This is a genomic window from Nonomuraea sp. NPDC050227, from assembly GCF_044459705.1.
GTDB lineage: Bacteria > Actinomycetota > Actinomycetes > Streptosporangiales > Streptosporangiaceae > Nonomuraea.
This window is the reverse complement of record NZ_JBITJF010000001.1, coordinates 397755-409903: the sequence shown is the minus strand read 5'-3', so window position 1 is coordinate 409903 and position 12149 is coordinate 397755. Positions and strand designations below refer to the sequence as shown.

Below are 12149 nucleotides of genomic sequence, written 5' to 3'. Positions count from 1 at the left end.
CACTATGAAGGAGCCGGGAGAGTGGCTGGACATCGGTGAGCGCGTACGCGAGTGCCGCATGGCCGCCGACATGTCCCAGGAGGAGCTGGCCTCGGAGCTGAAGCTCGACCGGACGATGATCGCGAAGATCGAGAGAGGCGTCCGCCGGGTCGACGCGCTCGAACTGGCCAGATTGTCGGCGGTTCTCCGGGTTCCCCTGAGCTATTTCCTGGATCCGACCCCACTGGTGGTGTCCCGGCGCGCGGAGTTGGCCGATGACACGGTGACCGACGCGTCACGGCAGTCGCATCGATTGGAGGTGGCGCTCTCCACGTGGCTGGCCGACATTCGGCAGCTTGTAAACCTGGGAGTGTTCAGTCCTCCTGAAACAAGGCGCTGCCCGGAGCCGGTTCAGGATATTGCGGCTGCCCGCCGTGCGGCCCTGTGGGTGCGAGAGCGTCTGGGGCACAGGGCCGAACCCATCGATTCACTCATGAGCGTGTGCGAACGGCTCGGGCAGTTGGTCGCGGTCGTCGAAGTGCCGGGTGAAGGCGCGTCACTGATCGAGGGCGACGTGGCCGTGGCGGTCGTCAGCAAGCACGGCGATCCCGGCCGCCGGCGCGCGACCGCGGCCCATGAGCTGGGGCATCTGATCGTCGGAGACGAATACTCGACCGACATCGGCGTCCACGCCTCCCGTGACGACAGGGAAGCGATCATTGACGCGTTCGCCGCCGAACTTCTGCTTCCGGTCGAAGCGTTCCGCGCGGCGGCCCGTACGGACGGGGGAGCGAGGCGTGAGGATCTGGTGGTTCTCGCAGCCCGGTTCAGGGCGTCCTGGTCTTTGACCGTACGGCAGGCGGTGGAGGCCGGAGCCGTCACCAGAGGTGTCGCCAAAGAGATGCGCCGGAGGAACCCCACCCGGGCGGAGCTGATGGAAGCGGTCGGTTGGGCGCCGCAGCCCGACCTGGAAACGGTGCGAGTGCCCCCGAGCTTCGCGCATGCTGTGCTGGAGGCGTTCAAGAGATCGCTCATCACGGAGTCCCGTGCGGTCGAGCTCATGCGCGGCCAGATCGTGGCAGGCGACCTGCCGGTGCGCGAGGACACGGATTGCGAGCTGTGAGCGACCCTGGCCCGGAGCCCGCCCTGGTGTTCGACGCGATGTGCCTGAACCATTTCGCCCGCGCCGAGCGCCTCGACGTGTTGCGCGATCTCCTGGCCGGCACCGCGTGCCTGACCACCCATGTCGTCCGGGAAGAGATCCGCGCGGGCATGGAAGAGCATCCCCTCCTTCGGACGGTGCTGGACGCCGACTGGCTGGGGCTGGCGCGGCTCGACTCGCTGGAGGAGCTCAGGTGCTTCATGAAGTGGGCGCAGCGGATCGGGTCTGCTGAGCGCAATCTCGGCGAGGCCAGCGTCTTCTCCGCGGCGGAGCTGGCCCGGGGCATTGCCGTCACGGACGATCGCGAGGCCGTGACCGTGGGGAGGGCGCACGGCCTGGACGTGCACGGCACCTTGTGGCTGCTCGCCCGCGCCACCCAGGACGGCAAGCTCAACGAGGTCGCCGCGGGGAACCTCGTGGACGCTCTGATCGCGACGGGAATGCGTCTGCCCTGCAGCGGCTCGACGTTCGGGTCCTACATCCGGCGTAACGGCCGGGCCTGACCCGTTCTGGCGGCGCCAAGTCGTAAGAGGCCTGTCGCCGGACTGTGGCGCGGATCACAGCAAGGGCGTGTCACGGATGGGGCGGGGTCTTGCATCACGTGGTCAGACGCACCGTAGGAAAGGGCACGGCGATGACCACACAGCGCGAGAACGGCAAGGCTCCGCACCACGTCCTGGTGCTGGGGGCGGGGTACGCGGGGATGGCGGCGGCCATTCAGCTCGCGGCGCGGACCAAGGGGCGGGCGGACGTCCGGGTGACCCTGGTCAATCCGCGGGAGCGGTTCACCGAGCGGTTGCGGATGCACGTCGTGGCGAGCGGGCAGCAGGTCGCCGAGATGCGCATCCCTGAGCTGCTGGAGGGCACCGGGGCCCGGTTCGTGCGCGGCTGGGTGACCGCCGTGGACGTGCGGGCCAGGAGCGTGCGGATCGACGACGACCAGGTCCTGCACTACGACACCCTCGTGTACGGGCTGGGCAGCGTGGCCGACACGGTGACGGTGCCGGGGGTGGAGGAGCACGCGTACACGCTGGACAGCGTGCCGGACGCCGAGGCGCTGGCCGCCCGGCTGGGCCGCCTGGGCAGGGGCACGGTGGCCGTCTGCGGCAGCGGGCTGACCGGCGTCGAGTCGGCCGCCGAGATCGCCGAGCGCCACCCCGAGCTGGACGTCGTGCTGCTCGGCAGGCAGGAGCCCGGCGCGGCCATGGCGGCGGGGCCGAGGGAGTACGTCAGGAAGGCGCTGGCCCGGCTGGGCGTCCGGGTGCGCAGCGGCGTCGAGGTCACGAAGGTGCTGCCCGGGTCGGTCGAGGTGGTGTGCGGACCGGACGCGGAGAGCGTCGCCGCCGACGTCGTGCTGTGGACGAGCGGCACGCGGGTCTCGCCGCTGGCGGCGGCCGCCGGGCTCACCGTGGACGACCGCGGCCGGATCGTCACCGACGCCTTCCTGCGCTCGGTCTCGCACCCGGACGTGTACGCCCTCGGCGACGCCGCCGCGATCCGCCAGGGTTACGGCGTCATGCACGGCACCTGCCAGAGCGGCATGCCGACCGGCGTGCACGCCGCGGTGTCGATCCTGCGCGCCCTGGACGGCCGGCGGCTCAAGCCGTTCCGCTTCGGCTACTACCACACCCCGGTGAGCCTCGGCCGCAACGACGGGGTCGTGCAGTTCACCCACCCCGACGACAGCCCGCGCCGGGTGTATCTCACCGGTCGCACGGCCGCACGGTATAAGGAGACGGTGACCGCAGCACCCTGGCCGACGTACCTCCGCATGAAGAAGATGCCGGTCTCCGGCGCGCTCTGGCCGCGTGGCGGCCGGTTCACCCGGATCGGCGCCGGGCGATGAGCCGCGCGTACCCGGAGCAGGACCAGCAGGTCTTCGACGAGCATCGCAAGCTGCTGTTCTCGGTGGCCTACCGCGTGCTCGGCTCGGCGGCCGACGCCGAGGACGCGGTCCAGGACGCCTGGATCAGGTGGTCGGCCGACGACCGTTCGCAGGTGGCGGATCCGAAGGCGTACCTGGCGCGGATCGTGTCGAACGTGGCCCTGCAGCGGCTGCGGTCCACGCAGTACCAGCGCGAGACGTACGTGGGGCCGTGGTTGCCGGAGCCGATCCTGACCAGCGGCGACACCGCCGACGACGTCGCGGGCGCAGATTCGGTCTCGACGGCGATGCTGGTGGTCCTGGAGACCCTGAGCCCGCTCGAACGCGCGGTGTTCGTGCTCAAGGAGGTCTTCGGCTTCAGCCACGCCGAGATCGCCGAGGCGGTGGAGCGTTCCGAGGCGGCGGTGCGCCAGGTCGCGCATCGGGCGCGGGAGCACGTACAGGCCCGGCGGCCGCGCTTCACGGCGGACCGGACGCGGCAGCGGGACGTCACGCGGCGCTTCCTGGCCGCCGCGACCGGCGGCGACATCAACACGCTCATGGAACTGCTGTCCCCTGACGTCACCCTGTGGACCGACGGGGGCGGGAAGGTGCGCCAGGCGCTGCGTCCGGTCGTGGGCGCGAAGACGGTGGCCGCGTGGTTCGCCGCGATCGGCACGGTCTCCTACCAGGGCGTCGAGCCGGGCGACATGCGGGCCGAGCTCGCCGAGATCAACGGCGGCCCCGGCGTGGTGTTCCGCGGTCAGGGCAAGGTCGTCGCCACCGTGACCTTCGACTTCGACGCCGACGGGCACATCACCGCCGTCCACAACGTCGCCAACCCCGACAAGCTGGGGGCCGTCGCGGGCGGGACCGCCCGCGACCTCACGCCTTGACAACCGGTGCTGACCCGGCCGGTGGCGACGACCTGACATGTCGGTTGTCCGCCATGCCCTAGTCATGGTGTGTACGTCCCTTTCTGGCGAAACTTTGTTCTGCCGGTTGCGCAACCCCCCAACCGGTAGAAAGAGAGCCACCGCCATGCCATTCAGTCGTAGAGCGGCGCTGCTCAGCGCCGCCCTCGCCGCCACGCTCGTCGCGGCCGGCACCGGAAGCGCCCACGGTGACGCGACGGCCCCCGCCGCGGGAGTCGCCGGAGTCACCGGCGTCCCGGCGTCGTCGGTCACCACCGCGCGGGTCACCCTCATCACCGGGGACGAGGTCACCGTGGCCAGCCAGGCCGGCCGTCCCGTCTCGGTCACCGTCACCCCCGGCGAACGGTCGGCCGGCGCCCTGCGCACCTACACGGTCGGCGGCGACGTGTACGTGCTGCCGAACGAGGCCGCGCCGCTGGTCGCCTCGGGCCAGGTGGACAAGCGGCTGTTCAACGTCACCCAGCTCATCGCCCAGGGGTACGACGACGCCCACAGCGAGTCGATCCCGACCATCGTCCGCTACACCGGCAAGGGCTTGGCCAAGGCCGCTCCGCCCGACGGCGGCCGGCTCACCCGGTCCCTGCCCGGCATCCGGGGAGCGGCCGTCGCCGCGGACAAGAAGCGCGGCGGCGCGTTCTGGGAGGCCGTGGACGACGACACCGCCAAGGCGGGAACGCCCAAGGCCCGGCTCTCCGGCGGCATCGAGAAGCTCTGGCTGGATGGCAAGGTCAAGACGCTGCTCGACAAGAGCGTGCCGCAGATCGGCGCCCCCGAGGCATGGGCCGCCGGTTACGACGGGACCGGCGTCAAGGTCGCCGTCCTGGACACCGGCGTGGACGCCGAGCACCCCGACCTGGCCGACCGGATCGCCGAGAGCCGCAGCTTCGTCCCCGGCGAGACGGCGAAGGACGGCCACGGGCACGGCACGCACGTCGCCTCCACGATCGCGGGCAGCGGCGCGGGCTCGGGCGGCAAGTACAAGGGCGTGGCGCCCGGCGCCCGGCTGATCGTGGGCAAGGTGCTGGCCGACGAGGGCGCCGGCATGGAGTCGTGGATCCTCGACGGGATGAACTGGGCGGCGCACTCGGGCGCGAAGGTCGTCTCGATGAGCCTGGGCGGCCAGGAGGGCGCCGACGGCACCGATCCGATGGCCGTGGCGGTCAACGAGCTGACCGCCGAGACGGGCGTGCTGTTCACCATCGCCGCGGGCAACAGCGGCCCTGGGACGACCACGGTGGGCTCGCCCGGCGTGGCCGAGGCGGCGCTCACCGTCGGCGCGGTCGACTCGGCCGACGCGATCACCGACTTCTCCAGCCGAGGGCCCCGCGGCGGCGACGGGGCGCTCAAGCCGGAGATCACCGCTCCCGGCTTCAAGATCGTGGCCGCCCGCGCCGCGGGCACCTCGATGGGCACGCCGGTGGACGGCTCGTACACCACGGCGAGCGGCACGTCTATGGCCACGCCGCACGTGGCGGGCGCCGCCGCCATCCTCGCGCAGCGGCACCCCGACTGGACCGCCGCGAGGCTGAAGAACCAGCTCGTCAGCACGGCGCGGACGACGGCCGGCACCCCCGTGCACAGCCAGGGCGCCGGCCGCGTGGACGTGAGCCGCGCCGTACGCCAGCCCGTCTCGGGCTCCGGCGTGATCGACTTCAGGCTCGCCGACTGGGACGCCGGAGAGCCGGCCACCAAGCAGATCGAGTACGTCAACGACGGCGACCAGCCCGTCACCCTGACGCTCGCCGCCAAGGGCGCGGGCGAGGACCTGCCGGCCACGGCGCTGACCCTGGGCGCCCAGACGGTGACCGTGCCGGCGCACGGCACCGCGTCGGCGGCCGTCACCGTCAACACCTCGGCCGTGCCGGCGGGGGCGCACGGCGCGCACGTCACCGCGACCACCGCCGACGGCCAGACGGTCGTGACCACGGCCGTCGGCTTCGTCCGGGACGTGGAGCGCTTCGACGTCACCCTCAAGGTGCTCGACCGGGACGGCAAGCCGACCACCGGCGCCGCCGTCGTGCACGACATCAACCTCGACAGGCTGGCCCTTCCGGACAGCTACCTGATCGGCGCGGACGGCACCGCCAAGGTCCGGCTGCCCCGGGGCGAGCACGCCTTCATGGCGGAGATCTTCCACTACGCCGCCGACGGGAACCGGGTCTGGGAGTACACCTACGGCGCCGAGCCGGGCGCGGTCATCGACTCCGACCGGACCATCACCTTCGACGGCGCCAAGGCCGGACAGGTCACCATGGACACCCCGAAGCCGAACCAGACGGACAGGGTCCGGCTCGGCCTGTCGGTCCAGAGCGCGGCCGGCACCAGCGCCTACGGCCTCGAACAGTGGATGAACGGCGAGACGAAGGTGTACTCCGTCCCGTCCCAGGGCACGAGCAGCCGCTTCGAGTCCCGGGTCGCCTGGTCGCTCACCGCGCCGGAGCTGAAGGCCCAGGTCCTCGGCGCCGGGGCCGAGCCGATCGAGCCGGCCTACTTCCGGGGCCGGGCCGGCTCCGCGCGCATCGACGGCGCCCAGGTCCTGCGGGCCGCGGACGCCGGGAGCGGGCGTCCCGAGGACTACGTGGGGCAGCCGGTCCGGGGACGGCTCGCGCTGGTCAAGCGCAGCGCCGAGCTCACGCCGCAGCAGCAGGTCGACAACGCGGCCGCCGCGGGAGCGGGCGCGGTCATCATCTACAACGACAAGCCCGACAACTGGGGCGCCGACAACTGGAGCACGTCGCCGACCAGGATCCCGGCGATGACGCTCGCGGGTGAGCAGGGCGCCCGGCTGGCCGCGGCGGCGGCCAAGGGCAGGCTTCAGGTCCGGCTCTCGGGCACGGCGGTGAGCCCGTACGCCTACGAGCTGGTCAAGTACCGCAACGGCGGCGTCCCGGCGGACCAGCGGTACAAGGTGCGCGACGGCGAGCTGGCCACCGTGCAGTCGTCGTTCCACGCCTCGGCGCCGGACACGGAGGCCGGGTACGCCCGGGCGCTGGTCTCGCCGATGCAGGGCACGGCCTACCAGGTCTTCACCCGGATGGTCATCCCGCGGCCCCTCACCGAGTACGTCACGGCCGACCTGCGGACCTTCGAGTCGATGCAGGTGGGCTCGGTCTGGGAGGGCGGCCAGGCGTGGCAGCAGACCGCGCCGTCCGTGCTCAAGGCCGGTCAGCGGGTGTCGCGCGACTGGAACAAGGCGGTGGTCCGCACGGCGCTGCCGGCCGCGGTGGACAAGTCGGCGGTCCGCGAGGGCGCGATCGGCGTGCTCTTCGCGGGCGGGCTGTTCGACACCGCGCCCGGCCAGACGTACCTGTTCCGCGCCTCCGCCGACAAGGAGCAGTCGACGGTCTACCGCGACGGCGAGCTGCTGGGCTCCGCGCCGTCGGCGGCCGTCGCCTTCCCGGTGGTGCCGGAGCGCGCCCGGTACCGCGTGGTGACCGACGTGCAGCGGAACGCACCTTTCTGGACGACCTCCACCAAGGTGCGCACCGACTGGACGTTCCACTCGCAGCAGGTGGCCGCCCAGGACCTGCTGCCGGTCCTGTCGATCGACTACGACCTCGACGTGGACGAGACCAACAGCGCCCACGCGAACGCCCCCACCCGCGTCGGCCTCGGCCTGCGCTACCCGAAGGGCCTGGCGGGGCCGCGCATCACCCGGGCCGCCCTGTGGACCTCCGCCGACGACGGCGCCACCTGGCAGCCGGTACGGCTCGCCGGGGCCGGTGAGCGGGCCTTCACCGGCACGATCAGGAACCCGGCCAAGCCCGGCGGGTTCGTGTCGCTGCGCGTGCAGGCCACCGACGCCGACGGCGGCACCGTCGAGCAGATCGTGACCCGCGCGTACCAGCTAAGCCGATAGTTCCAGGTGAGGGGCGTCCCCGGCGGGGGCGCCCCTCACGGCGGGATCATGCCGGACCGGGCCGCGTACCAGGCCAGCTGCATGCGGCTGTCGGTCCCGGCCAGCTTCATCAGCCGCCGGATCCGGCGCTGGACGGTGCGCTCGCTGGTGCCGAGCCGGCTGGCGACCGTCTTGTCCGGCATCCCGGACAGCAGGTACGTCATCAGCGTGACATCGGTGTCGTCCCAGGCCGCGACCCCTTCGGTCACGCTCGTGGCGGTGAGCCGCAGCGGGGTCGCCGCCTGCCACACCCGCTCGAACAACTCCACCAGAAGATGGACCAGGGACTGCCCCCTGACCAGGAGGAAGCCCGGTTCCACGCTCGTCTGGTCGGGCAGGACGGGCAGGAGCACGACCTCCCGGTCCACGATGATCATCTTGCTGGGCAGCTCGGCGGCGATCCTGATCTCGTAGCCGCCCTTCAGGAACCTGGCGATCTCGGCCGGGGCCCTGGGGTCGTCCAGCGCGGCGCGTTCGTACACGTAGCGGTAGGTGGCCAGGGCGTTGGTGGAGTCGTCGAGGTTGACGTCGAGCACGTACGGGGGCCGGAAGAAGGCCAGCACCTCCCGGCGGGCGCCGCGTTCCAGGTTGCCGAGCCAGGTGGCGAGCTGTTCCGGCGTGGTGAGCGCCTCGATCTCGCCCGCGGGCGAGGCCGCGCCCGTGCGGTAGACCTCCACCAGCTCGGCCAGCCTGCCCTGCACCTGCTGCAACGCGGCCTGGCGCTCGGCGATCAGCGTGCCGAGGCCCACGTCGGGGGGCACGGCCATGTACAACCCGGTGTTGTCGCGGCTGGCCAGACCGAGCGCGACGAGCCGCGTCACGGCCGCCGTCACGGCCGTCACCGGCAGGTCCAGCGCCTCGCCCACGTCGGGGATCGTCACCCGGCGGCGGCGCAGGAGCTCCAGGTAGACGACCTCCTCCTCGTCGCTGAACCCCAGCCTATCCAGCATCTTTCATCACTTTCCGGCTGCCTGGCAGCATCACGGTCGCTCGTACGCGGGCGCGGCCAGCTCCCAGAGGCCGACGGGCCGCAGGGCGCGCGCGGCGGCGAGCAACTGCTTCTCGGGCACGGCCCTGCTGGAGAGCCGCACCAGGGTGTTCTCGTAGGCGGTGTACACGGTGCTGCCGTGGTCGGTCCTCAGGATCCACAGGTCCGGCGCGGCCTCCACGCAGGTCATGTCCTCCTGGGGATCCACTACGTCGTCGCAGGCCTGCTCCGGGGACATGGTCTCCGACAGGACGTCGACGAAGACGGTGGCGGTGGCGCGCTCGTACCACAGGGAGAGTTCCGGGCCGTAGATCTTCGCCTGGGTCAGCCGGAAACCGGGCAAGTCGGGCACGACGTTCGTGGTGTCCCGGGCGGTCATGCCCTGCGCCTGGGCGGCGAGGGCGATCACGTCCTGGTTCGACCAGGCCGCCAGGAACAGGGACGCGGCCACGCCGACCGCCGAGACGCGCAGCGGCGTGGCGAGCGGCAGGGCGAGGCCCGCTCCCACGGCGTAGCCGCAGGCTCCGGCGGCCATGGTGATCAGGCCGACCCGCCAGGAGCCGAATCCGACGAGGACGGAGACGGGGGCGGTCATGGTCAGGCCGACGTACAGCGCGACCAGGGCGAACTGCCCCAGCAGCGCCACGAGCCACCAGTTCCGCAACATGGCGTACCAGGAGAGCAACATCCCGGCCGGAAGGGGCGCGAACAACATCAGCAGCAGGTTGCCCGCGGCGTCCTCAGGGCCGTGGAAGGCGATGACGGCCTGTGCCAGGCCCACGACGGCCCCCACGAGGGCCGCCCGGATCAACGCGTTCATGCCCGATCATGGACGATCTTCGCCCATTCCTGTCAAGAGGGGGCATCCGTCCGCTTCTGCCGCGAGAACCAGCGCCAGGACGGCGGCAGGAGCAGCAGGGCGACGACGGGCACCGGCCCGAGGGCGTTCGCGACGAGCAGCCGCACCGGGTCGAGGCCGCCGGAGTCCATCAGCCGCAGCACCACGTAGTCGGTGACGACGAGCACCTCCAGGGCGACGACCGCCCAGCGCACCCACATGGCGCGCCTGCCGAACCGGCCCAACAGCCAGCCGGTCAGCCCGAGGATCGCCGCCTCCCACGCGACCAGCAGCAGCGGGCCGGGGGCGAGGACGGACAACGCCGCGGCGCCCAGGGAGACGACTGCCACCAGCCCGAACGCCACCTGGAGCGTCATGAGAAACCTGGCGGCCCGTACGACGAAGGGCATCGGCTCGGTCCGCACGGTCACCGTCATGGGAGAAATCATGACGGATCGGCCCCCGCCGGGACAGGGGAACCCCGCGTGAATCCCGTCTTTCGATCAGGGGACGATCGTCCGTCCCGGGAGCCCTCAATTGGACAGCGGCATGCGCGCAACGGATATTGGACGGGAATGGAGGATCTATTACATGGATGCGCGTCTGGACCATCTCGTTCTCTGGGTCTCCGACCAGCTTGCCGCCCTGCGTTTCTACGAGCAGGTGGTGGGCCTGCCAGGGGTCCGGGGGGAGGAGTTCCGCGAGGGCAAAGCGGGGTTCCCGAGTGTACGGATCGCCGAGGAGACGATCATCGACCTGATGGCGCAGGACGTGTCGAAGGGCGTGGAGGAGGGCACGGGGGTGACGGGCAGCGCCGGACACCAGATCAACCACTTCTGCCTGTCGGTGAGCAGAGAGGACTTCGAGGCGCTCAAGGTGCGGCTGAAGGACCACGGGGTCGAGGTCACCGGCACCGGCTCCAACTCCTTCGGCGCCCAGGGCATCGCCCCCGAGACCATCTTCTTCCCCGACCCGGACCGCAACGTCATCGAGGTCCGCTACTACCGCTGAGCGGGCGGAGTTGTCGGTCGGGTTTGGTAGACAGGTCGGCATGGGTGTGAGCGTCGACGAGTTCCTCGATCTGGTGCGCGGGCTGCCGGAGGTGACCGAGCATCCCAGCGCGGAGTGGGTCGGTTTCAAGGTCCACGGCAAGGGCTTCGGCTACCTGTGGGAGAAGACCGAGACCGTCGGGGTCAAGGCCACGATCGAGGAGCAGCTCGCGCTGGTGGCCGAGCGGCCCGAGGTGTTCGAGGTGCAGTTCACCGCCGGGCGCTTCGGGTGGGTCGTCGTCCACCTCGGCAAGATCGACATCGACGAGCTGTTCGAGCTGATGGCCGAGGCGTGGTGCCTGACCGCGCCCCGGCCGCTGGTCAGCGCGTTCGAGGCGGAGCACCAGATCGCGCCCTCGTGAGCCGGCGGTAGTCTCGGGCAGCGTGACCCCCGTCGACATCCGGCTTCGCGAGTGGCGCGAGGACGACGCCCCGGCCGTGCTGCGCGCGTTCCGTACGCCCGATCTGCGCCGCCAGTCGTCCTTCCCCGTCGTCACGCTCAAGGACGCGGTGGGCTGGATCACGTCCTGGACGGGCGTCGGGCACGCGTTCGCAGTGACCGTCGAGGGCGGCGCGGTGGTCGGCAACGTGGCCGTGGCCGGGATCGACGCCCACGACAACGGGTGGGTGTCCTACTGGGTCCTGCCCGCGCACCGGGGGCTCGGGATCGCGACCGCGGCCACCGAGGAACTGGCCCGGTGGGCGTTCGGCGAGCGCGGGCTCTTCCGGCTGGAGCTGGGGCACCGCACCGACAACCCGGCGTCGTGCCGGGTGGCGACCAAGGCGGGGTTCCGGGCGGAGGGCGTCGAGCGCGGCAAGCTCCGCCACGAGGGCGTGCGCCTCGACGTCGAGCGCCACGCCCGCCTCGCCACCGACTGACCCGCCCGGCCTGCTCCCGCCGCGGAGGGCCCGGGGCGACGCTCGCATCGGGGAGGGGTTTGGTGACCGGCTGATCCCACTGCGGAGGGCCCGGCGGCCGGAGGGCCCGGGAGGGCCGGGTGATCGGGTGCGCTGGTCACGTGGTGGCGGGGTGAACTACCCTTTTTCGGGTGGACAGCGAGAGCCGGGCCGCGGCCGGGCTGCTGGCGGCCCTGAGCAGGGCGGCCGAGATCCTCGCCGGCTTACGCCACCCCTTCGTGCGCAGCCGTCCCTTCTCCTGTTTCGTCCCGCCCTCGGGGGTGCGCACCGGCGCCGACTTCGTCCTCCCCGACGGCCGCGAGGTGCGCTTCGAGGTGTCCCTCACCGTCTCCGGCGACGCCTTCCACGTGGCGGGCGGGATCACCGCGGAGGGCGAGCCGCTGCTGGAGCTGCCGCGCCGAAGCCTGCCGAACGTGCACGACGCGCTCGCCGTCCTGGACGACTACGCGGGCGACGTCGCCGCCCCCGCTGACCGCATGCTGGACGGCCTGCTGGACGAAATTGTCTAATTGTCTGAC

Annotated in this window: 12 protein-coding genes; 9 read left to right on the top strand and 3 right to left on the bottom strand. The window is 71.8% G+C overall.

What is annotated here, in order from left to right:
• Nucleotides 1–4: 4 nt before the first annotated feature.
• From ACIBK9_RS02250 to ACIBK9_RS02230, 5 genes are all read left to right on the top strand, one after another.
• A complete protein-coding gene (locus ACIBK9_RS02250; protein ID WP_397154538.1) occupies nt 5–1102 on the top strand; it encodes a helix-turn-helix domain-containing protein in 1098 nt (365 codons plus the stop codon).
• Nucleotides 1103–1128: 26 nt separating this feature from the next.
• A complete protein-coding gene (locus ACIBK9_RS02245) occupies nt 1129–1644 on the top strand; it encodes a DUF3368 domain-containing protein (protein ID WP_397154536.1) in 516 nt (171 codons plus the stop codon).
• 131 nt (nt 1645–1775) lie between these two features.
• Nucleotides 1776–2987: an NAD(P)/FAD-dependent oxidoreductase gene (locus tag ACIBK9_RS02240; protein WP_397154534.1), complete on the top strand. Its 1212-nt coding sequence runs from the start codon at nt 1776–1778 to the stop codon at nt 2985–2987.
• The gene (locus tag ACIBK9_RS02235) at nt 2984–3901 is read left to right on the top strand and encodes an RNA polymerase sigma-70 factor (protein ID WP_397154532.1); all 918 of its coding nucleotides are present in this window, start codon (nt 2984–2986) and stop codon (nt 3899–3901) included. Before ACIBK9_RS02240 ends, ACIBK9_RS02235 begins: the two co-directional genes overlap by 4 nt.
• A gap of 145 nt (nt 3902–4046) precedes the next feature.
• On the top strand, nt 4047–7799 hold the full coding sequence (locus ACIBK9_RS02230; protein ID WP_397154530.1) for a S8 family serine peptidase: 3753 nt from the start codon (nt 4047–4049) through the stop codon (nt 7797–7799).
• 35 nt (nt 7800–7834) lie between these two features.
• Here ACIBK9_RS02230 and ACIBK9_RS02225 read toward each other — a convergent pair whose 3' ends face one another.
• Genes ACIBK9_RS02225 through ACIBK9_RS02215 form a run of 3 tightly spaced genes read right to left on the bottom strand, consistent with a single transcriptional unit; the run spans nt 7835 to nt 10101 of the window.
• On the bottom strand, nt 7835–8788 hold the full coding sequence (locus tag ACIBK9_RS02225) for a helix-turn-helix domain-containing protein (RefSeq protein ID WP_397154528.1): 954 nt from the start codon (nt 8786–8788) through the stop codon (nt 7835–7837).
• A gap of 30 nt (nt 8789–8818) precedes the next feature.
• Nucleotides 8819–9646, bottom strand: coding sequence for a hypothetical protein (locus ACIBK9_RS02220; protein WP_397154526.1), 828 nt, complete (start codon nt 9644–9646; stop codon nt 8819–8821).
• A gap of 32 nt (nt 9647–9678) precedes the next feature.
• The gene (locus ACIBK9_RS02215) at nt 9679–10101 is read right to left on the bottom strand and encodes a hypothetical protein (RefSeq protein WP_397154524.1); all 423 of its coding nucleotides are present in this window, start codon (nt 10099–10101) and stop codon (nt 9679–9681) included.
• Between the two features lie 154 nt (nt 10102–10255).
• On the opposite strand from ACIBK9_RS02215, the gene ACIBK9_RS02210 reads away from it, so the two are divergent.
• The 4 genes from ACIBK9_RS02210 to ACIBK9_RS02195 all read left to right on the top strand — a co-directional run bounded on the left by ACIBK9_RS02210 (nt 10256) and on the right by ACIBK9_RS02195 (nt 12140).
• Nucleotides 10256–10675, top strand: a complete 420-nt coding sequence (locus tag ACIBK9_RS02210) for a VOC family protein (protein ID WP_397154522.1) — start codon at nt 10256–10258, stop codon at nt 10673–10675.
• Nucleotides 10676–10715: 40 nt separating this feature from the next.
• Nucleotides 10716–11075, top strand: a complete 360-nt coding sequence (locus ACIBK9_RS02205) for an MmcQ/YjbR family DNA-binding protein (RefSeq protein WP_364327188.1) — start codon at nt 10716–10718, stop codon at nt 11073–11075.
• Nucleotides 11076–11097: 22 nt separating this feature from the next.
• Nucleotides 11098–11592, top strand: a complete 495-nt coding sequence (locus tag ACIBK9_RS02200) for a GNAT family N-acetyltransferase (protein WP_397154519.1) — start codon at nt 11098–11100, stop codon at nt 11590–11592.
• A 170-nt stretch (nt 11593–11762) separates the two neighbouring features.
• Nucleotides 11763–12140, top strand: coding sequence for a hypothetical protein (locus tag ACIBK9_RS02195; protein WP_358290119.1), 378 nt, complete (start codon nt 11763–11765; stop codon nt 12138–12140).
• The last annotated feature ends 9 nt before the right edge of the window (nt 12141–12149 follow it).